The following is a 22,329-nucleotide window of genomic DNA, read 5'->3' as shown; positions in this document are numbered from 1 at the left end:
CAACAATGCTCCGGCGTCCCGGAGCAAAACAGAATATTTATGTTTCAGAAATTTATAGAAAGGCCTGTCCTTTCGACGGTTATCTCCATCCTTATACTATTGCTGGGAGGTATCGCGCTGACGACATTGCCCATTACCAAGTTCCCTGATATAGCACCCCCTACCGTACAGGTGACGGCAGTTTACCCGGGAGCAAATGCAGAAGTGGTTGCCCGTGCGGTGGCCACGCCCATTGAAGAAGCCGTGAATGGTGTTGAAAACATGACTTACATGACGTCTTCGTCCAACAATGATGGCACGATGGCGCTCAATGTTTATTTCAAACAGGGCACGGACCCGGATATAGCGGCGGTTAACGTGCAGAACCGTGTTTCAAAAGCAGTTAGCCAGATTCCCCAGGAAGTAGTCCAGGCGGGGATCTCGACGCAGAAACAGCAGAACAGTATCATTATGTTTGTCGCCTTGTCGAGCGAGGACAGCACGTATGATGAAACGTTTTTATTGAATTATATCAAGATAAATTTAGTACCTCAGTTGCAACGTATACCCGGTGTCGGACAGGCCCAGCCTTTCGGAACGCGCGATTATTCAATGCGGATCTGGCTGAAACCGGATCGCCTTGCCGCATATAAATTGTCGCCTCAGGAAGTGACTGATGCCATACGCGAGCAAAGTTTGGAGGCGGCTCCGGGTCGTTTGGGAGAGAGTAGCAAGGAAGTTTTTGAATATGTATTAAAATACAAAGGAAAACTAACGCAGAACTCTGAGTACGAGGACATTATCATCAAAGCAAACAGCGATGGTTCTGTGATCCGGCTTAAAGACCTGGCGCGGGTTGAATTTGGTTCTTACACCTATTCATCCAATGGTAAACTCAATGGCAATGCATCTTCGGGTGTGGCCGTTTTCCAGACTGCCGGAACCAACGCGAACGAGATCCTGATCCAGGCAGAAGAATTGCTTGCTGACTTCTCAAAATCGCTTCCTAAGGGGATGAAAACGACCATTATGTACAATTCCAAAGACTTTTTGGATGAGTCCATCGGTCAGGTCCGCACTACATTGATAGAAGCCTTTATCCTGGTTTTCATTGTTGTATATATATTCCTGCAAGATTTCCGATCCACTTTGATCCCGGCCATTGCAGTCCCTGTGGCGATTGTAGGAACGTTTTTCTTCATGCAGCTTTTCGGCTTCACGATCAACTTCCTGACGCTGTTTGCACTGGTGCTTGCCATTGGGATTGTGGTCGATGATGCCATTGTCGTCGTCGAGGCCGTCCATTCCAAGATGGAGCTCACGCATATGGATGCCCGACCTGCCACGAAAGAATCCATGAACGAGATTTCCGGAGCGATCATTTCTATTACATTGGTCATGGCCGCAGTGTTTGTTCCGGTTGGATTTATGCAAGGACCCGCCGGGGTCTTCTACCGGCAATTCGCATTCACGCTCGCCATAGCGATCTTGATATCAGCCCTTAACGCCTTGACGTTGAGTCCGGCATTGTGTGCATTGTTTTTGAAAAACCCGCATACAGAACAGTCGCCTGACGGGCATCTGGTGCGAAAAGGCTTCTCTGCAAGGTTCTTCTCAGCATTCAATACGGGTTTTCAGACGATGACAGATAAGTATGTAAATAGTCTGCAATTCCTGGTAAAACGCAAATGGATCACGATTGTGGGGTTGCTTGTTATCACAGGTTCTACGCTTTGGTTAACACAAAAAACACCAACCGGCTTTATTCCGACAGAAGATCAGGGTTTCTTGCTTTACGCATTGAACACGCCTCCCGGAAGCTCGCTGGACCGTACACAAAGGGCAATGGCTCAGGTGGATAGCATTGTAAAAGGTTCGCCTATCGCCGAAAACCGCTATATCGTGGAAGGGATGAACATTATTTCCAATTCCAATGCATCTCCGTATGGTGTTGGATTTATCAAAATGAAACCCGAAGCGGAACGCGGCGAAGTGAAGAATTTTGATCAGATCGTGGCCATGATGTCGCAGAAAGTAAGGGCGGTAAATGATGCCAATGCATTTTTCTTCACATTCCCGACCGTCGATGGTTTTGGTAATGTCAGTGGTTTTGAATTTATGTTGCAAGATCGCGGCAACGGTTCTCTGGAAAAACTAAGCGCGACAACCAACAAGTTTCTGGGCGCGTTGATGCAGAAAAAAGAGATCGCTTACGCCTTCACAACCTTTGCAACCGCAAATCCGCAGTATATGCTCGAAGTAGACAATGCCAAAGCAAAGCAGCTGAATGTGCCTGTGAACGAGCTTTTGCAAACGTTGCAAATCTATTATGGCAGCAGCTTCGTTTCGGATTTCAACCGATTTGGTAAATATTACAGGGTTATGGCGCAGGCAGACGCCTCCTATCGTGCCAATCCTGAGTCTTTGAATAATATATATGTCAAAAACACGGAGGGAGAAATGGTGCCGGCCAACCAGCTTGTGACATTGAAACGCGTTTTCGGACCTGAAACCGTGACCCGCAACAACTTGTATAATGCAGTGGCGATCAATGGAACGCCGAAGCCGGGTTACAGCACGGGAGATGCCATCCGCGCGGTAAGAGAAACGGCTGCGGAGGTTTTGCCAAACAATTACCGTACGGAATGGACGGGTATGACGCGGGAAGAGATCAATGCTGGTTCACAGATCCTCTTGATTTTCGTATTGAGCCTTGTGTTTGTTTATTTCCTGCTAGCGGCTCAGTATGAGAGTTATATCTTGCCATTTGCGGTGATATTTACCATTCCGCTGGGTGTTTTCGGGGTGATGCTATTTATCAATTTGTCAGGCATCGAAAACAACATTTACGTGCAGGTTGGTTTGATCATGCTTATCGGATTACTCGCGAAAAACGCCATTCTGATCATTGAATATGCCGTACAACGTCGCAAGGCGGGCATGAGCATTGTGGAATCGGCGATGGAAGCTTCGCGGCTGCGGCTAAGACCCATTTTGATGACATCTTTTGCCTTTATCGTTGGTTTGATTCCTTTGATGAGAGCCACAGGCGGTTCGGCATTGGGTAACCGTTCTATCGGAACAGGCGCGGTTGGCGGGATGTTGACAGGCGTGATCTTCGGGATTTTTGTCATCCCGGTTCTATATGTCATTTTTCAATATTTACAGGAAAAAGTAGTCGGTAAGCCCAAAGAGCTGCGTGAAGGTTTGGAACATTAATGTGCCTTTTTAAAATACCGAAAAACCGACTATCGTAACAAAGAACCACAATTATGAAACTGAAATTTAGTCAAATATATATGCCGCTTTTCATGTTGCTGACGGTGCTGGTCGCTTCCTGCAAAGTGAGCAAAGATTATCAGCGACCGGAGCTTGCATTGCCAACGCAATACCGCAATGTGGCCTTCGCAGACACGGCAACAATTGCAGACGTGGAATGGAGAAAGTTTTTCCCGGACACAACGCTGCAAAGGCTGATTGAGCGTGGACTGACCTATAATTACGATCTGCAATTCGCTTTGAAACGTATTGACATTGCGGAGCAGCAGGTAAAGCAGGCGAAGTTCTTACAAATTCCATCATTGGATTTGCAAATTACCGGCACTTACAACCGCCCGTCCAGCAATAGTTTGAACGGGATCAGCGCTGTTAATTTTCTAAAATCAAAGCACATTGAAAATTATCTGGGTGCGGTAAATCTGAGCTGGGAGGCGGATATTTGGGGCAAAATACGCAGGCAGCAGCAGGCAACATTAGGCCAGTATCTGCAAACCTACGAAGCCACAAAAGCTGTTCAAACCAAGCTTGTTGCCGATATTGCCAAAGGTTTTTTCAACCTGCTAATGCTGGATAAACAACTGGCAATCGCCAAAAGCAACCTGGAATTGAGCGAAAACACATTGCGACTGACGCGCCTCCTGAAAGATGCAGGTGAAGTTACATCGCTCTCTATCCAGCAGTCCGAAGCGCAGCGGGAGTCCATTGCTTTGCTTCTTCCACAGCTCGAACAGGACATTGCGATACAGGAAAACGCTTTGCAGATACTGACGGGACAAATGCCCGACAGCATTGCAAGGAAAGTTCAGCTATCCGATTTTAATTCGAATGATAGCCTCGCAACCGGCGTGCCGGCAGCCGTGGTAAGCCGCCGTCCCGACGTGCGTGCAGCAGAAATGTCCGTTCTGGTCGCTAATGCGCAACTGGGTGTTGCGCAGGCGAGTATGTATCCATCGCTGATCATTACAGCAGGTGGCGGAATTGAATCGTTCAAATCCAGCAACTGGTTTAACATTCCCGGTTCATTATTTGGTCTGGCCGCAGGGACCATTGCCCGACCGATCATTGCGAGAAGAGCGTTGAAGACCAATTTGGAAGTTGCCAAAATACAGCGCGAGCAGTCGGTGATCGAGTTCCGCCAGTCGGTGCTGAATGCCGTCGGGGAAGTTTCCAATTCCTTGATCCAGTCCCAAAAATTGAAAGAACAGGAAGCAATTGCCAGCAATCAGGTGACCATTTTACAACAGGCGATTAACAATGCACAGCTGCTTTACAAAAGCGATATGGCCAATTACCTGGAAGTGATCACCGCGCAGGGTAATGCTCTGCAAGCCGAGCTGAACCTTGCATTCATCCGCAGCCAGTCGCTTATTGCCCGGGTGGATCTCTACCGGAGCCTGGGCGGTGGTTGGAAATAATCTTTTCGTTAGCATTTATTAGCCATGATTTAGTTTAGTGCAGGAAGGCGGAACGCCGGAGACCTCAAATGGTTTCCGGCTTTTTGCCGTCATGTGGGCCAAAGCGATTATTTGTCACAAATACCCCCTACAATTGTCACCGTATCACCTGTTTTAGACCATTTACTCTTACTAAATTTGTAGCGTCGAATTTTCACTTCATCAACATGGCAACCGTTTAACTGCGCGTTGCTTCAAATCGTTATCAAATGGAAAAGGAAATTTTTGTAGAAATGGTCCTTGCGGCCTGGAATAAATATCTTGAACAACTGGATGACTTTTTCGACGATCTGCCCGATGATGATTTCGATCTTGAAGTGTATCCGGGTAAAAATCGCGTGCGCTACATTATCGGACATCTGACAGCCGTAAACGACGGAATCCTAGCGCTGTTGGGCTCCCGGGAACCGCTCTATCCCGAGCTTGCCGACGAGTTTCTCATCAAGAGTTACAGGACCGGCAACTCGGAGCACAGCATCTATGATCTCAGAATCTACTGGAGAAATGTGAACCGCACGCTAACCACTTATTTTTCGACCATGCCGCTGTCCGAATGGTTTGAGAAAAACGCCAACATTTCGGATGAGGATTTCCTGAGAGACCCGCACTGCAACAAGCTGAACATTGTCCTGACCAAAACACATCACCTTGTGTATCACCTGGGGCAACTCACATTATTAAATAGCAGAATCAGAAACCTGGCAAGCAGAAACTAGTACATGCAACATCGTTGCAAATAAGAAAAGTTGTGCTAACTTTGCTCGAACACTGCGCAGTTGACGAAAACTGCTGCAATGTATCATTAACAGCATCTAGCATCATGGAAAATACTGATTTTGAAGTCATTATCATTGGCGGAAGCTACGCCGGACTCTCAGCCGCAATGAGCCTGGGCAGGTCATTGAGAAAAGCATTGGTCATTGACAGTGGCAAACCTTGTAATGCACAAACACCGCATTCACATAATTTCCTCACACAGGATGGGCTAACGCCGAAACAGATTGCGTTGCTTGGCAAAGAACAAGTCAGTAATTACCCTACCATTCAATTTTACGATGGACTTGCTGCCCACGCCCGAAAAACGAACGACACCTTCGAAATAGCGACCTTGGCCGGGGACACCTTTACAGCCCAAAAACTGATTCTTGCAACGGGCTTGAAAGATCTGATGCCGGACATTCCGGGTTATGCCGAATGCTGGGGGATTTCGGTCATACATTGCCCCTACTGTCATGGTTATGAAGTCAAGCATGAAAAAACGGGCATTATTGGAAATGGAGAGGCTGGTTTTGAATATGCCAAAATGATCTCAAACTGGACAAAAGATCTGACCATTTTTACAAACGGCTCCTCAACATTCACATCAGAGCAGAGTGAGAAGCTTTCCGGCCATCAAATTCGTATTGTCGAGAAAGCCATCGCTGCGCTTGTTCACGAAAATGGAAAGGTTGAAAAAATTGTTTTTGAAGATCATTCCGAGGAACAGATCACGGCGATCTATTCGCGCCCAGCATTCAAACAGCATTCTGAAATTCCGGGGCAATTGGGCTGCGCATTGACCGAAACCGGGCTTTTGAAACTGGAAATGTTTCAGCAAACCAGCATTCCGGGCGTTTATGCGGCGGGAGATAATTCGCATATGGCCCGGTCGGTCGCCTTGGCGGTTTCGGCTGGCTCCATGGCTGGCGCAATGCTCAATCGCGAGCTGATCGAGGAGGCGTTTTAGTTAAAACCTTTGCAATGTCAACCTGAGCTCTTGCCCTGTCATGCTGAACGCTTTTTTGACTTGTCATGCTGAGCGTAGCCGAAGCACGCTACTCCTTGGCAACGTGCCCGGCGGCCTGGTCCGCTCAGCATGACAAGCCTAGTAACTCCCCTACTTCAACATCACCTTCTGCGGGGTGCCAAACAGCATCTCTCCTACGCCGGACGTCTTCACCCCTACGCGCACATATACGTAATCCCTGCCCGCAAGCGCAGCGGAAAGTGATGCTGTCAGCGTGATGGGTTTGGATAGGTCCTTGATGTTGGCGGCAACTTCCTGGGCGTTACCAGCATTGTTGTTAGGGTCTACAATGCTGGTGGTTCCCACGTACAAATTCACTCTTTCCAGCGTCCTGGTAGTGTTTATTTGTTTCAAATTGAATGTAGCGGAAACTTTCCCCTCGCCTTTCGCATAGGTGTCATTTTGGAATACGAAATAAGGCTGAACAGGCACATCCAGCTCCGTATTTCCGCTTAATGCCACCTCGATAGTATCCGTATTATCAACCCATGGGCCATTTCCGCGAAGCCGGACAAGCTTGTAATTACCGTCAAAAAGTGCCGCGGAGAATGTCCCATCCTGCCTTACATGCACAGGGATTTTGGTAAACAACTGATAACCACGCTGCCATATTTCCAGCTGCACGCCGTTTGAGCGCAGGCCCACAGGCTGTCCTTCATAAACAACCCGCCCCGTCAGAACCGACTTCGGTTCCACGCGGTTGTCTTTTTCGCAGGCGCTGAGCAGCGCAGTAAGCGCCAGCATGGCCAGGAAAAAAGGTTTAAAATGAATGTTATTTGCTTTCATAATAAGATCAATGGAATGGGTTCCTGACAATTTTTGGGTTATTATCAATTACAAGCTGCTCAATGGACGAATAGTAATTGCCCATTTGAAAGAAGCGCGGCGCGCGGAAACGGGGTGCTACCAGTTTGTCGAACACATATTTTCCGTGAGTTGCGTGCCCCGGGCGCACGACGCGGTAAGGATACAATGCATAAATGACAGCGTCCGGATTAGAGGCGTTTCCGTTCCAAAGCTCATGGGCAATCCGCCATCTTTTCAAATCCCAAACGCGGTGATCTTCAAAAGCCAGCTCGACGCGCCTTTCGTTTTGCAAACGTGCAATCGTCAGTGTTTTAAGGCTGTTTGCGCCAAATCCGGCACGCTCACGAACCATGTTTACATATTTTAATGCGTTGGCTGTTTTGCCTGTTTCCAATGCTGCCTCTGCTGCATTCAGGTAAATTTCACCCAGGCGATAGCGCACCCACCACATATCACTGCGGATACCGCGTGTGCTGGACATGGCAGTTTGATCCACGTATTTTCTCAAATAAAAACCCGAGTTGGTAACCTCTGTCTGAGATCGCTGCGGCCCAGACGAGCCGGTTAGCAACCCGCCGTCTTCATAAGTTGAGCCCAATGTATTGGATTCCACATTCTGAAAGCTGCTTGTAGTCCCATTCCAAACTTTTACCCCGGCCTGAATCTGCACCGGTGTGCCGCGGAAAGATGTTCCCGGATAAACCACCGTGCCGTACAAACGGGCATCTTTGTTGGCAAAAACATCCGCTACATTGTTATAATAAATGTAGTCGGTGTTGCCTGCGTTGCGTGTTTTCAGCTCGCCGGAAGTTCCGTCCAGATATTCATAATCTTCCACGAGGTTCAGCGATGGCGTGATAGACGAGGACGAAAGGTTGTCTTCGCGGACATTGCGGGCGATGTTATCATAAGTAAAACCATGTCTTTTGTCTTTACTTACCAAAAAATCCTGCGCGAGAATGATCTCAGGATTAGCCGATTTCTTAGTGATCGCGTCATAAAAGTTCTCCCCCAGATTTGGGTTGGTTTTATAAAGCTGATACACGCCGCTGTTGATAATCTCCTCCGAAGCCGCCAGCGATTTGGCATAATAATCATTGGCTCTGGAAGCCGGAATCCCAACTTCGCCGCCGGGCGTTGAAATGGGCGATGCCATGAGGTTATTATACTTGGCAATGGAACCCGCGTAAAGCATTGCACGGCTTTTGAGCGCCATAGCGGTATACTTGTTTGCGCGCGTGTTGCTGCCGCCATTGCCGAGCTGTTCTTTGATGGCATCGAGCTCAGAAGCAATGAAATCGTAAACTTCTTCTTCCTTGGCGCGAGGTTGCTGCAAATACGAAGGATCACCATTGTAATCGTAGATCAGCTGCTTGGTAACCAGCGGCACACCGCCCATTCTTTTCACCAGATCAAAATAAACCTGTGCTCTCAGAAAACGAAGCTCTGCCGAAAACTGCACTTTTTGTTCTGCGGAGAGGGATGTTCCAAATTTCTCAATGTTTTCAAGGGCCAGGTTAATGTCCCTTACCAGCACATAATCCCAAAGCCTCCACCGGTCAATGGCGTAAGTCACAATGTTGTTGCGGGCATCATCATTGTTGGACCACATGGCCTCATCATAGGCCGCGAAATCCTGCCAGCCCTCTTTATTGGGAATGGCTGCATCCGTTGTGGACCCATGATTCAGGTCCGTGTGATATGGTAAGCGATCGTAATAATTGGCGAGCAGGCCGGTGATCAGTTTCGGATCATTCCAGATCTGCTCTTCCAGAATGATGTTTTGTGGCTTTCTGTCCAGCCACTCTTCCGCGCATCCCGACATGATCAGGACAACGAAGACGAGGAAATATCTTGAGAATCGTTGCATAGCGAATTTGAATTAAAAATTGATACTAAAACCGGCATTAAACAGGCGCTGCTGCGGATATACGAGCGCATTACCGGAAGAAATCTCGGGATCTATCTCATATTTCTTCACATTGTCGATCGAGAACAAATTGCTCGCGTTGACATAAACCCGAAGACCGCTACTTCCCAGTTTTTTGAAAACCTTTGGATCAAAATTATACCCTAACTCAATGTTTCTCAGACGGATATAACGAACATTAGTAATCCAGAAATCGCTTTTCCGAAAATTCACATGGCTCGAATTATCTTTTCTGATGGCCGGATAAGTTCCTGGGATCCATTTACTGGTCGGATCAAACGGATCTTCACGGTGCCAACGGTCTTCCAGCATGAAATGAGGCGAAGTTCCGTTGTTCTGGTAAGGGATTTTCAATTCCCAGGCGCGCTGGAAGCTTTGCAGCGAAGCACCCGCAAAATCGGCGAACAGTGAGAACCCTTTGTAAGAAACGCTTCCGTTAAGCGCAAAGCTCAGGTAAGGATTGGCACCTTCTGCATAACCGATCGGGCGCTCATCAAGACCATTGATAATGCCGTCGCCATTCACGTCTTTGTAAATAAAATCCCCTGGAAGATGGGTGCGATTACCCTGTCCATCATTGTCAATCGGGTGGCTTTCAATTTGCTCCTGCGACTGAAACTGGCCTTCGACCTGGTAACCCCAGTTAATGTTGCCCCAGCGGTCAACGTATGAGTCGCGGTATTCATTAAAGGAATTGCCAAAACGCGGTTTGTAAAAATCCAGGTCGCGGCGGCGGGATAACGTTGCATTGGCGCTCACCGTGTAATCCACCTGCCCTACCGAGCTTTTATATGTCAACACACCTTCAATTCCGCGGTGCGTATCGCTGTTCAGGTTTTCGTTCGGCAATGTGTATCCCACTTCCGAAGGCAGCAGCACGTCATAGCGGGCAGCAGGAAGTCCGTCTCTTTTTCTTTGGAAAAGATCCACCTGACCATTCAATTTTCCGCCCAGCAAACCAAAATCAATTCCTACGTTGGTCGAAATGTTGGTAATCCAGGAAAGCGTCGTGATCGGCAAACCTCGCGGCCTTACACCAATGTTATACTGGCCATTGAAAATGGCGCTACCCTGCAAAAAATTGTAGCCGGGCAAATAGCTGAATGGCGCAACGATGAACGGTTCATTGACAACAGTAGCATTTCTGTCACTTCCCGTGCGACCATAAGAAGCTCGGATTTTCAAGCTGCTGAACACGTTTTCAAGTTTCCCTTTGAAGAAATTCTCTTCCGAAATCCGCCATCCTGCCGACACACCGGGAAAAAATCCGAAGCGCTTTCCAGGCGCATAGAGGAAAGAACCGTCATAGCGTCCCACAGCTTCCAGCAGATACTTTTGTTTAAAGTTATAATTAACCCGGCCAATGTATCCCGCCCTGGCCTCCGTGCTCCATTCGTCGATCAATATGTCCTGATTGGCAAATGACATGAGTGGAATGTAATTATTGGGCGGAACCGTGTGCACAACCAGGTAAGTGTTTACATTATCCGACTGCTCGTAAGCCGCAACGGCCGAGAGTTCGTGATCGCCAAATGTTTTGCTGTAATTCAATTGGAACTGCGCAAAACGGTCCACAATGTTTCGTTTCCGACGCTCACGCCAGGGATTCTGGTTGCCGCCGCCTGCTACTACATTGTATTTGTCGGTTGCCGCATCGTAGGTATAAGCATCATAAGTGTACTCAAAACCATCAAAATCGAAGTTGTGATATTGGTATGAATATGTTCCTTTCACTTTCAGGCCAAATGCAAAATCGTATTCAGCGTAAAAGTTTCCTTTAACAACGCGCGTGATCTCATCTATGTAACCCGTCACATCTTTCTTGTAAGTGGCTGGGTTCACATTCACATTATGCGTCTGGTTAATGTATTTCGGGTTATCGTTCGCGTAAGGACGCTCGGTAGGCCACATGGTGAAAATACTCAGGAATGGGTTGAAATAATCATCCAGTCCCGGCACACCCACCTGGAAACGGTCTTCAATACGCGCGCTGATCTGCGCCCCCACTTTCAGCCTTTTGGTAATGCTCGACTCCACATTCGCCTGCACATTCGTACGCTTGAAATTGTAGTCCTTGATCAATGCGTCCTGGCTTAAATGTCCCACAGAAAGGAAGTAACTGATTTTTTCCGTGCCGCCGGAAACATTGGCATTCACCGAATATTGGGGCACATTCGGACGCATGACCATTTTGTAATAATCAAAACTCTGGAAACCTTTTTCGGTTCCTGCTTTCCATTTGGCCAGTTCTTCAGGCGTGATCGAAGGCGTGCGTCCCTGATTCACGTCCGATTCCACAAGACCGCGCATATGCTGGTAAGCGCTCGCCGGCTTGGGATAACGCGTAAAGTTTTGCAAACCATAATAACCCGAAATGTTGATCTTCGCAGGCCCATCTCCCGCTTTACCTCGCTTTGTGGTTACCAGCACAACGCCATTCGCTGCACGAAGTCCATAAACGGCCGCAGACGCATCTTTCAGGATAGAAACACTCTCAATGTCGTTCTGTCCCAGGTTATTGAAGTTGGCCGCGTCGGAAGGAATCCCGTCAATGACATAAAGCGGTGTTCCCAGATTCCGGATCTGGATGGTCGTTGCGGCACCCGGACGCGCATCTGCCTTCCGCGCCGTGATCCCTTGCACCCGTCCGACCAACGCATCCGAAGTTCCGATCGAAGGCGTCCTGCTCAAGTCTTTCGCCTGAATGTTACTTACCGCACCCGTTACCGCTGCCGATGATTGCGTGCCGTAACCCACAACTACAACCTCGGTAAGTTCCTCGCTGCTGGGAAGCAATGTTATGTTAAATGCAGATTGGTTGCCAATAGCGACGTCCTGGGAAGTATAGCCGATGAAAGAAAAGGTCAGCGTTTGCGCCGCATCTTCAACCACCAGCGTAAAACTTCCGTCCGTGCCTGTGGTTGTTCCCCGGCTGCTTCCTTTAATGATGACGCTAACGCCTGGCAAAGGCGAGTTTTTTTCATCGATAACCTTGCCGGTCAAGGTTTTTTCAACATGTCGGTTGAGATCAATTGCCGTCGCCACGCGGGGAGGCGCTGCGGCAGTTACAACGCCCGGAGCATGCAGCATTCCCGTTGCCATAAAGGCACATAGAAGCCTGCAAAGTCCCTGAGCGGGATTTTGTCTAATTGAGTTCATAAGATTGAGTTAACTTAACGGTGAGAATAATAAGCTTGGGCATAGCGGGTTAGGGCCGCTTAAAATGCCGCAAAAAAACCTAACTGTATACAATAAACGTCATATCATCTATTGCTATTTGTTGTTTCCATAGGCATGTTTAGTTTTTGATGAGTAGTTGTTACAATCGATTTTCACAGTACAATTTTAAAGTAAAATAATACCAAATACATTTCAAGATTTGATTAGTATTGACTGTATTTTGATGTATTTTATAACTTTAAGATCATTTTATTGAAAAATATTACCACTATTGGCTGATCGGGCAGCTCGCCAGTGCATTATCTTCTCATCCGATGGCTGACTGAATTTTTATCTCAACAATTTTCTCAAAATGCTTGCCTAAACTTCACCGCAGACCCGCGATTGACGTGCATATACGTAGAATTATTTTTACAAGAAAATGGAGAATATATGGATTACTAATTTTTTTTATCACTAATTTTCTTCGCTTTAAGTACAACCGAACAACTCTATGAATGAAACTTTACATTAAAAACATGGTCAGTTTGCGGTGCAAGATGGTGGTAGCCAAAGAATTGCAAAAGTTAGACATTCCTTTTACCGTTCTGGATTTAGGAATGGTCGACTTGACAGGTGATATTCTTCCTGCTCAGCTTGCGCTATTGAAATTAAACCTGCTCGGGTCAGGGCTGGAACTGATGGACGACAAAAAGAGCATTTTAATCGAAAAAATAAAAAACCTCATCATCCAAATGGTCCATTACTCCGACGAACTGCCGCGGATGAACCATTCCGAATACATCAGTGAGCAACTTGGATATGATTACACATATCTGGCAAACATATTCTCGGAGGTAAAAGGCATTTCCATTCAGCAATTTATCATCATTCATAAAATTGAAAGGGTCAAAGAATTGATTCTGTATGATGAGTTGAATCTTACGGAGATTTCGCACAAGCTGCATTACAGCAGTGTGGCCTATTTGTCGAAGCAGTTTAAACAAACAACCGGGCTCTCTCCCTCCTTTTACAAACAGTTAAATGGGAAGAGAAAGGACAATCTGGAAAACGTGTGAATGTTACAACTAATTCTACACAAGATATAACACTACTTGGTTGCGTCCAGCGCATATTTGTAACGTGAAAATTTCTTCACAGTTATCCTTATGACATATGAAAACATCTTTCATCCACATTCTGACAGTTACTTCTTTAACCGTTTTAGGTGTTAATTTTTGCTCGGCTCAGGCGGTGCCCAATTTTGGCGTTGCAGACCGATTTGCGCTTTACACAGCAGCCGGAGAATTTGCCAACACTGGCACAACGACCGTAATTGGTGATATTGGGACCGGAGTGGGCGTTCAAACGGGTGACCCCGTTACGGTTACCGGACAAACTCACTTTGCTGATCCAACGGGAGTTGCTGCGATCGCAAATGTAGCTGCTGCCTATGCCCTGCTGGCAAGTCCCACGAGCAATCCCTGCGACTTTTCCCTGAGCTCGACAATAACCGGCGGCACCGTTCTGGAGCCAGGCATACATTGCAGTACAGCTGCAACCTCTATGACCGGTTCTCTGATTCTGGATGGCGATGCGGATGCGATTTTTATCATTAAGATCAATGGCGCATTTTCTTTTGACGGCACTTCGAACATCGTGCTCACAGGCGGGACTTTGGCGAAAAATGTATACTGGCAAGTCGGCGGTGCTTTGAATCTGGCAGCGGACACAGATTTTATAGGAACTGTTGTTAATGACGGCGCTATATCACTGGCTTCGGGCGCTTCACTTACAGGCAGGGCTTTGTCTGTTGCCGGAAAAGTTTCCCTCAATAACAACACCGTTTCAAATGCAGAAGTATCGCTTCCCGTAACGCTGGTAAGTTTTGAGGTTAAGCAGGGCGAAAATGCTTCGGCAATGCTGAACTGGGCTACAACTTCGGAAAGCAACAGCGACCATTTTGAAATTCAGCGCAGCCAAAATGGAAAGGCCTGGATCAAAATTGCGAGTGTATTATCGAGTGGCGAAAGCAAGCAACTTCTCACTTATTCCTTTACGGATTTAACGCCTCGTGCGGGTAATAATTTGTACCGATTGAAAATGGTGGATAAGGACCAGAGCTTCGCTTTTAGCAGGATCAGAAGCATTAATCTGCAGTCAGACAATAGAACAGCGCTTTACCCCAACCCAGCCATTGACCACTTAAAGGTTCTTACCAGCGACCTGGATAAGGTCGAGCGCGTACAATTTATCGATGTTGCGGGCAAGTTAATTTTGGATCAAAAACGCTCCGGTTCTTCGAATGTGATTTCAGAATTTAATATCAATAGTTTCCCTGCCGGACTTTATATTGTCAAGGTGACTTTCGCCGACGGATCAGTGGATGGTGCTAAAATAGTGAAGAAATAGTTTTTTAAATCTTCTTTAGATAGATGTAAGCCGCTATATGCACACTATTTTTTACTAATCCTGTTAATGTTAGTCTTTATTGCGAAACTATACCATCATTTAATTTCTATTTTTTTCGATTACTTTCTTTTATCTTTGCTAATGATCAATAAAAGCAAAAACTAATCCGCTAAAAAAAGTGGGCTGGAAAATCAGATATGGTCATTTCAACTGTAATGGAGGGTAAGCTGAAAGATCTAGGCAGCCTGTTTATCGCTATTTTGCTGGCCCTGGGCTCCTTTGCAGCCCACGCGCAACAGAAACCACGCATTTTCATCAGCACCGATATTGGCGGGACTGATCCGGACGATTTCCAGTCCATGATCCATTTGCTGATGTATGCCGATCTTTTTCAGATTGAAGGATTGGTTTCCACATCATTTCAAACAGGCCGCAAGAAAGATATCCTGGACATGATCGATCTCTACGAAAAAGATCTCCCCAAACTAAAAAAACGCAGCAGCGGCTTTCCTGAGCCTGTTTCACTTCGAAATGTTTGCAAACAGGGAGCAACCGCCTGGGCCCCATATGCCGGATTCAGAAAATCTACCGAAGGTTCGGAATGGCTAATTTCCTGCGCTAAAAAGTCAGTAGATCAGCCGCTTTGGGTGTTGGTTTGGGGTGGCATTGAGGACGTTGCGCAAGCATTGCACGATGCGCCTGAGATCAAGGACAAGATCCGCGTTTACTGGATTGGCGGCCCTAACAAAAAGTGGGGCGTAAATGCCTACGATTACATTGCCCAAAACCATCCCGACCTGTGGATGATCGAATGCAACGCCACCTACCGGGGCTGGTTTATGGATCCGGAATCGCCCAAAGACATTACTGCGGAATCCTTTTACCCCAACTACATCAAGGGACGGGGTGAAATGGGGAAGGATTTTATCAGATACTACAAGGGCAACATTAAAATGGGCGATACGCCTTCGCTCGCGTACGTCATGCATGGCAAGCCCGAAAATCCGTCAGGCGAAAGCTGGGGCGGCACTTTTACTCCCATCACAAGAAGTTCGAAGACGATTTTCAACCGCAACAGCACCACAGCCGACACCGTCGCCACCTACGGCGTCATTGAATGGCGTTTCAACGGCCCGAAGATTAATGTTTCTGCCGACTCAACAGTGTTCTCACTACGCACAGGCGGCCAGCAATGGCCCGGTTACTACATCGGCGACGGAAAATACGCCGTCCGTTACTCTCCCAAGCAGGTGGAAATAGGCGAATACATCACCATCAGCCCGATTGCCGAGCTCAATGGCCAGAAGGGAAAATACGTCAGCACAGCACCCTGGCCCGGAAAACCGGAACCCAATGATTACAAATTGGGCAAACACTGGTACGGCGACCTGCCCAACCCAGAGCTATTCCTTGGCCAGCAACAAGGAGCAAAAACCGTAGCCAAACACCGAAAAGAGTTCTTAACGGACTGGGCAAAGCGGTGGCGTTGGTTGGAGTGAGGATTCTATGTTTTTCTGAATTTTTCTCAGTATACTTGTGTACCAATTTCGTACACTCAACTACTCAACCATGCTAGTCATTAGCTCACGGGAATTCAGGGATAACCAAAAAAAATATATGGATCTGGCCGATAAAAACGAACAAATCATCATTCAACGTGGTAAGGAAAAAGCTTACGCTTTAACTCCTGTTAGCACGCGTGATCAATATTTCATGGATCCGGGAACAATGGCTGACATTGAGGAAGGGATTAAACAGTTTCGTGAAGGCAACACAATAAAGGTCGAAAAAGCCGATTTTGATAAGTTACTCGGTCTATGAGCTATTCCATTGAACTTACTCCAAAGGCTCTTGAAGGAATTGATAAACTTAAAAAATCCGGTAATAAACCTGTTCTGAAGAAAATCCGAAGACTTCTTGAAGAATTGACCGAGCATCCTTATACTGGAACAGGACAGCCAGAACAATTGAAACATAACCTTGCAGGTTTCTGGTCCAGAAGAATAAACCAGGAACACCGGATCGTTTATGCCGTCGATGAGAAAAAAGTGACTGTTACAATCATTTCTGCAAATGGGCATTACACTTCCTCCTAGCCCTCTTCCGCTCATAACACTTTCAGAATATTTTATTTCTAAAATCATAAATTGATCCTGGGTTTGGTTGATACATCTTACCTGCCCTTTGCCCTAGCGATTTATTTTATGAAAAATACCATTGAAAACAACTAAGCCCGAAAATCCTCAACATATCAAAACCGGCTTCTTTAATTTCAGTCAGATCGAAAAGTATTTCCTGAACGAAAAACAGAAAAGCGTTTTTCAAGCGATTTCGGACAGGACTTTTCAGGACCTGGATCTCGAAGACATTTTCAAGTTCATCGACCGGACCGTTTCCTCCGTTGGTCAGCAATATCTGTATTATTTTATGCGAACCATTCCCGATGGCGATACGCGCAGACAGCGATTGGAAAGAGTTATAAGTGTTTTTAAGAAAGATCCAGACCTGAAAACAGCACTGACAGCGGAGATTTCTAAACTTAATAAAACCGATGCCTACTACATCTCCGGCCTTTTTCATGGAAAATATACGGAGAGACCAAGCTGGTATTGGCTCATACAGACGCTTTCCGCGATCAGCGCAATGGCCGTTATTCTGTCTTTCTTTTTCCAGCAGATCCTGATTTTTCTTATCATTCTGCTGCCCGTGAACCTGGGCATACATTATTGGAATAAAAATAATTTACACCAATACGGAAGCTCCATTCCGCAGCTTTTGATACTGACTCAAACTGCACAGAAAATTCTAAAAAGCGGCGAATTTGCCCCTCAAAACGTAGGGTTGCAAAAAAGCGTCGATTTGATGGATCAACTGGGCCTGCCCATGTCGATTTTCAAGATTGAAGCCAAGCTGCAAGGTGAGATCGGACAGTTCGTCGACTATGTTTTCGAATTGATTAAAGCATTGTTCTTGATAGAGCCCGTTTTACTTTTTACGATTTTAAAAATTCTCGATTCCAAAAGACAGCACATCCAAAATATTTTCCAATTCGTAGCCGAAACCGACATTGCCCTTTCGATACTTGCGCTGAGAGAAAGTGCGCCCTACTGTTGTAAACCAACAATAACTGCGCAGAAGAAGCACTTACATATCGAGCAAGTATACCATCCGCTGATATTTAACGGCGTAGCCAATGACATTACATTGGATGGGAAATCAGTGCTGCTGACAGGTTCGAATATGTCTGGCAAAACGACTTTCATCCGCACCGTGGGCATTAATGCGCTGCTTGGACAGACCATTAACACGTGTTTTGCAAAGCAGTTTGCCATGTCTGCCATGAAAATACATTCGTCTATACGGATTTCGGATGATCTGCTTGGGGACAAAAGCTATTATTTTGAAGAGGTCCTCACCCTGAAAAATCTGCTCGAAGAAAGCCAATCCGGCCATTCCAATCTGTTTTTACTCGACGAATTGTTCAAAGGCACCAATTCCATTGAACGGATCGCAATCGGCAAATCGGTGCTTAGTTACCTGACGCGAGGCAATGATCTCGCCCTGGCTTCAACCCACGACAGGGAGTTGTCTGACTATCTAGCAGACACATTCGACCTCTACCATTTTACGGAAGTCATTGATGAAGAATCGGTTGTGTTTGATTACAAGCTCAAACCGGGGAAGTTGCGTACAACCAACGCGATCAGGATATTGGAACTCAATGATTATCCGAAGGAGGTTGTGGCCGAGGCGGTTAGGCTGGTGGATGGCATGAAGAGAGGTTGAGAGATCAGCTCGGCATGATTTTATAATTACCTTTACTTATCAGCTTAATGCTGGGAATAGATTTAGCAAAGCGACTTTTTAGTGAATTTTCATAAATAATATATGGCGTCCGGATTTTTTGCAATTTTAGATGATATAGCCTTTTTAATGGATGATGTTGCGTTGGCAACGAAAATAGCAACCCGAAAAACGGCGGGAATTCTGGGCGACGATTTGGCAGTGAATGCTGAAAAGGCGACGGGATTTTTATCTGACCGGGAACTGCCCGTTTTGTGGGCAATCACAAAGGGCTCGCTGGTTAATAAGCTCATTATCGTTCCTGTGGCACTGTTACTCAGCGTATTTTTGCCGGCTGCCATTAAATACATCCTGCTTTTGGGAGGGCTTTACCTGGCATATGAAGGTGTGGAAAAGATCATTGAATATCTCTTCCACCGTCCCAAAAAAGAACATACCGTCATTAAGGCAACGCCAAAGGGAACTGCGGCCGTTAATTTAGACAATGAAAAAGAAAAAATTAAGTCTGCCATTACCACCGACTTTATCTTGTCTATTGAAATTGTGATCATTGCCTTGGGAAGTGTGGCCGATGAAAACATTACCATTCAAATATTGACCATTTCCGCGGTTGCGTTACTTGCAACTGTTGGCGTTTACGGCATCGTGGCCCTCATTGTGAGATCCGATGATGCCGGTTACAGGCTGATTAAAAAGTCGGATGACAAAGGCATTCTCTCTAAGCTGGGACATATGCTTGTAAAGGCTCTTCCACTGATAATCAAGTTTTTAGGTGCCGTTGGCACAGTGGCTTTGCTTTTGGTTTCCGGTGGCATTTTTGTCCATAACATTGAATACTTCCATCATCTTTTCCCAGCGCTTCCTGCCACAGTTAAAGAGTTCGGGGCTGGCCTGGTCATGGGACTGATCGTGTTTTTATTGGCAACAGGCTTCAAAAAGATCTTTTTGAAAGACAAGCAAACAAACGAGGCCCATGCTTCACATTGATTTAATATCGCTTGCAAGTATTGTAAGATCGTTATCAAATTGATGACCGCCGCGCGGGAGTTCACGGAAAGTCGCCCAGGGTAGTTGTTCTTTATAATTCCTCATTTGAGAGAAAGGAACTTCCTCATCATCAACACAATGATAAAAGTACAAGGGAATGTTCTGATTAATATTTCTTGCGAAATCCGGCTTTAATTTAAAAGCATTGACCCAATCTTCCTCTCCTTGCCAGAAAGGCGTTGCCAGAAGAAAAATGCCTCCGATTTTTTTGGCATTCTCGGTTTCAGACAAACAGGCCAGCAACATAGAAGCACCCAGCGAATGGGCAACCAAATTGACACCATCTTCGCCCGCAGAAATCTCGCGACCGATCTGCTCGCGCCTACCCAGGTCCGGCGATCCGTCATTTGGCAAAAACGGGTAATGAACCGAGTATCCGGTCCCGAGTTCCTTCTTCAGTGAAGCCACCAGTTTTTCATCAGCCATATAATCTTCCAGCGATCCCCCACCGTGAAAGAATGTGATTTGCTTTTGCATATCTATTCCGTTTATAAGAATTTAGAAATTCAACAACTGCTTCAAAAGTAGTCAGTTTCAATGCTGCGGGAGGCGTGCGATTTGGCCATTTTAAGGGGGGTGTCGTGACAATGGCTAGGGGAAATGCGCCAGTTGAGTAATGAAATCCAATGCAGATTGATACTTTTATCGTATGAAAATATTTCAGCAGAATATAACATTCCGTGAGAGGCGCCGTGGATTTCACCTGATCACGAACGACATCCTTCAAGCAATGCCCCAAATTTCAGAAATCAGCGCGGGCATGTGCCAGGTGTTCATTCAACACACATCTGCGTCGCTCACCATCAACGAAAACGCAGACCCCACCGTGCGGAAAGATTTTGAAATGTATTTCAATAAAACCGTCAAGGAAAACGACCCGGATTACCAGCACGACTATGAAGGCTCCGACGACATGCCCGCCCATTTGAAAGCCTCCCTCCTAGGCAGCTCCGTAATGATCCCGATCCAAAATGGCCGCCTGGCGCTGGGAACCTGGCAAGGGATTTATTTGTGCGAGCACCGGGACCGCGGTGGGGCGAGAGGGGTTGTGGTGACGGTTTGGGGGGTTTGAGGGGTTGTCTTTTAAATGGCTTCGTGAGGCACATCTGTTATTGAAGAGAAAAATACCTCATAATTACATATTCAACAGAATCAACCTCCGACTATAACAGTAACAAATGTGCTTTTTCGAGCGCAGCAATACATCTTTCTAATATGTGGTATCTACTTTCATCAGCTATTTCTAATTCCTTATTTAACGGGCGTCTACTTTCCGATACAAAACTTCGAAAAAATATTATCCAATAGATCATCCGTAACAATAGTCCCTGTAATTTCGCCCAAGTGATGCAAGGATAAGCGGATATCCTGCGCCAGAAAATCCCCCGTAACGCCGGTCTCCAGTCCATTTAAAACATCATTCAAAGCATCATGCGTTTTTACCAAATGCTCATAATGCCTTAGGTTAGTAACCACTGTATCGCTCGCAGATTGGCCGTAAACCATGGAAACCAACTTATTGGTCAGCCCTGACAAGCCGGTTTGTGATTTCGCTGAAATGGAGATGATGTTATTTTGAAGCGCGTCAAGGCTTTCCGTCGCGATTCCTCCTATATCAATCTTATTAAGCACATACAAAACCTGCTTCCCATCTGGCAGCAACGCCCCCAGCTGCTGATTTTCCCGCAACGTCTCCAAACTATCAAACAGAAAAATCACAATATCCGCTTTCTCCATTGCATTCTTGGATCTTTCAATTCCAATGGATTCCACCAGATCCGTCGTTTCCCGAATTCCTGCTGTGTCGATAAAGCGGAATTTCAAACCTTCCAGCACAATCGTATCCTCAATCACATCACGCGTGGTTCCAGCGATGCTGGTTACTATCGCTTTTTCTTCATTCAATAACGCATTCAGCAATGTGGATTTGCCGACGTTCGGTGAGCCGATGATGGCGACAGGGACGCCTTCTTTTAATGCGTTGCCAAAATCGAAAGAATCGATCAGTGGGGCAATGGTGCTTAGGAGCGCTTCTATTAGGCGGCGCAAATCGTCGCGTTGGGCGAATTCAACGTCTTCTTCGCCGAAGTCCAGTTCGAGCTCTATTAAGGAGGCGAAATGGATGAGTTCTGTTCTTAATGAGGCTAGTTTTTTGGAAAAGCCGCCTCTTAGCTGGTTTAATGCTGTTTTGTGACTGGCTTGGGAGTCTGCGGCGATGAGGTCGGCTACGGCTTCGGCTTGGACTAGGTCGAATTGTCCGTTTAGAAATGCGCGCTGGGTGAATTCTCCAGGTTTGGCTATTCTGGCTCCTTTTGTGATGAGGAGTTTTAATATTTGCCTGATAATGTAGTCGGAGCCGTGGCAGGAAATTTCTATGGAATCTTCTTTTGTGAAAGATTTTGGTGTTTTGAAAACGGTTACGAGGACTTCATCGATAATTTCTCCGGCTGCCTGAATTGTCCCGAAATGAACAGTGTGACTCTCGGCTTCTTCCAGGTTCTTACCTTTAAAAATGGATTTTACCATGGAAATGGACCCGAGTCCTGAGACGCGGATAATGGCGATAGCACCTACGCCTGAGGGAGTTGCGAGCGCACAAATAACTTCTTGCTGATGGATTGGCATTGCATTCATACTGCAAATATGCGACTAAATGATCTGGTTTGATAGAC

Annotated in this window: 17 protein-coding genes; 12 read left to right on the top strand and 5 right to left on the bottom strand. The window is 46.4% G+C overall.

Going from position 1 to position 22,329, the window contains the following annotated elements; all coding sequences use genetic code 11:
• Positions 1-39: 39 nt before the first annotated feature.
• The 4 genes from NFI81_RS01000 to NFI81_RS00985 all read left to right on the top strand — a co-directional run bounded on the left by NFI81_RS01000 (position 40) and on the right by NFI81_RS00985 (position 6,438).
• Positions 40-3,198 (top strand): efflux RND transporter permease subunit, encoded by a 3,159-nt coding sequence (locus NFI81_RS01000; protein WP_234614736.1) that lies wholly within the window; start codon positions 40-42, stop codon positions 3,196-3,198.
• A 53-nt stretch (positions 3,199-3,251) separates the two neighbouring features.
• Positions 3,252-4,673, top strand: coding sequence for an efflux transporter outer membrane subunit (locus NFI81_RS00995; RefSeq protein WP_234614737.1), 1,422 nt, complete (start codon positions 3,252-3,254; stop codon positions 4,671-4,673).
• Between the two features lie 248 nt (positions 4,674-4,921).
• A complete protein-coding gene (locus NFI81_RS00990; protein ID WP_234614738.1) occupies positions 4,922-5,428 on the top strand; it encodes a DinB family protein in 507 nt (168 codons plus the stop codon).
• A gap of 104 nt (positions 5,429-5,532) precedes the next feature.
• Positions 5,533-6,438, top strand: coding sequence for an NAD(P)/FAD-dependent oxidoreductase (locus NFI81_RS00985; protein WP_234614739.1), 906 nt, complete (start codon positions 5,533-5,535; stop codon positions 6,436-6,438).
• Positions 6,439-6,588: 150 nt separating this feature from the next.
• Here NFI81_RS00985 and NFI81_RS00980 read toward each other — a convergent pair whose 3' ends face one another.
• Genes NFI81_RS00980 through NFI81_RS00970 form a run of 3 tightly spaced genes read right to left on the bottom strand, consistent with a single transcriptional unit; the run spans position 6,589 to position 12,394 of the window.
• Positions 6,589-7,284 (bottom strand): DUF3823 domain-containing protein, encoded by a 696-nt coding sequence (locus NFI81_RS00980; protein WP_234614740.1) that lies wholly within the window; start codon positions 7,282-7,284, stop codon positions 6,589-6,591.
• Between the two features lie 7 nt (positions 7,285-7,291).
• Positions 7,292-9,175, bottom strand: a complete 1,884-nt coding sequence (locus NFI81_RS00975) for a RagB/SusD family nutrient uptake outer membrane protein (protein WP_234614741.1) — start codon at positions 9,173-9,175, stop codon at positions 7,292-7,294.
• A gap of 12 nt (positions 9,176-9,187) precedes the next feature.
• Positions 9,188-12,394 (bottom strand): SusC/RagA family TonB-linked outer membrane protein, encoded by a 3,207-nt coding sequence (locus NFI81_RS00970; RefSeq protein ID WP_234614742.1) that lies wholly within the window; start codon positions 12,392-12,394, stop codon positions 9,188-9,190.
• Positions 12,395-12,912: 518 nt separating this feature from the next.
• Here NFI81_RS00970 and NFI81_RS00965 point away from each other — a divergent pair.
• From NFI81_RS00965 to NFI81_RS00935, 7 genes are all read left to right on the top strand, one after another.
• Positions 12,913-13,473, top strand: coding sequence for a helix-turn-helix domain-containing protein (locus NFI81_RS00965; RefSeq protein WP_234614743.1), 561 nt, complete (start codon positions 12,913-12,915; stop codon positions 13,471-13,473).
• 97 nt (positions 13,474-13,570) lie between these two features.
• The gene (locus tag NFI81_RS00960; RefSeq protein ID WP_234614744.1) at positions 13,571-14,806 is read left to right on the top strand and encodes an ice-binding family protein; all 1,236 of its coding nucleotides are present in this window, start codon (positions 13,571-13,573) and stop codon (positions 14,804-14,806) included.
• A 197-nt stretch (positions 14,807-15,003) separates the two neighbouring features.
• Positions 15,004-16,305, top strand: a complete 1,302-nt coding sequence (locus tag NFI81_RS00955) for a nucleoside hydrolase-like domain-containing protein (RefSeq protein WP_234614745.1) — start codon at positions 15,004-15,006, stop codon at positions 16,303-16,305.
• Between the two features lie 70 nt (positions 16,306-16,375).
• On the top strand, positions 16,376-16,627 hold the full coding sequence (locus tag NFI81_RS00950; protein WP_234614746.1) for a type II toxin-antitoxin system Phd/YefM family antitoxin: 252 nt from the start codon (positions 16,376-16,378) through the stop codon (positions 16,625-16,627).
• A complete protein-coding gene (locus NFI81_RS00945; RefSeq protein ID WP_234614747.1) occupies positions 16,624-16,902 on the top strand; it encodes a Txe/YoeB family addiction module toxin in 279 nt (92 codons plus the stop codon). The genes NFI81_RS00950 and NFI81_RS00945 overlap by 4 nt, the downstream gene beginning before the upstream one ends.
• Positions 16,903-17,023: 121 nt before the next feature.
• Positions 17,024-18,592 carry a MutS-related protein gene (locus NFI81_RS00940; RefSeq protein ID WP_234614748.1) on the top strand — a complete coding sequence of 523 codons (1,569 nt, stop codon included), beginning with the start codon at positions 17,024-17,026 and terminating at the stop codon, positions 18,590-18,592.
• A 102-nt stretch (positions 18,593-18,694) separates the two neighbouring features.
• A complete protein-coding gene (locus tag NFI81_RS00935) occupies positions 18,695-19,597 on the top strand; it encodes a DUF808 family protein (protein ID WP_234614749.1) in 903 nt (300 codons plus the stop codon).
• On the opposite strand, the gene NFI81_RS00930 is transcribed toward NFI81_RS00935, so the two are convergent.
• The gene (locus tag NFI81_RS00930; RefSeq protein ID WP_234614750.1) at positions 19,589-20,134 is read right to left on the bottom strand and encodes an alpha/beta hydrolase; all 546 of its coding nucleotides are present in this window, start codon (positions 20,132-20,134) and stop codon (positions 19,589-19,591) included. The two genes, NFI81_RS00935 and NFI81_RS00930, sit on opposite strands and share 9 nt — an antisense overlap.
• Before the next feature lie 172 nt (positions 20,135-20,306).
• Between NFI81_RS00930 and NFI81_RS00925 the strand changes: the two genes are divergently transcribed.
• Complete coding sequence (locus NFI81_RS00925; RefSeq protein ID WP_234614751.1) at positions 20,307-20,729, top strand: secondary thiamine-phosphate synthase enzyme YjbQ; 423 nt, start codon at positions 20,307-20,309, stop codon at positions 20,727-20,729.
• A 194-nt stretch (positions 20,730-20,923) separates the two neighbouring features.
• Here the strand turns inward: NFI81_RS00925 and mnmE are convergent, their stop codons facing one another.
• Positions 20,924-22,291 (bottom strand): tRNA uridine-5-carboxymethylaminomethyl(34) synthesis GTPase MnmE, encoded by a 1,368-nt coding sequence (gene mnmE, locus NFI81_RS00920; protein ID WP_234614752.1) that lies wholly within the window; start codon positions 22,289-22,291, stop codon positions 20,924-20,926.
• Between the last annotated feature and the right edge of the window lie 38 nt (positions 22,292-22,329).

Source organism: Dyadobacter fanqingshengii (genome assembly GCF_023822005.2).
Taxonomy (GTDB): domain Bacteria; phylum Bacteroidota; class Bacteroidia; order Cytophagales; family Spirosomataceae; genus Dyadobacter; species Dyadobacter fanqingshengii.
The sequence above is the reverse complement of the archived record's forward strand: the minus strand, read 5'-3'. Positions and strand labels throughout refer to the sequence as shown.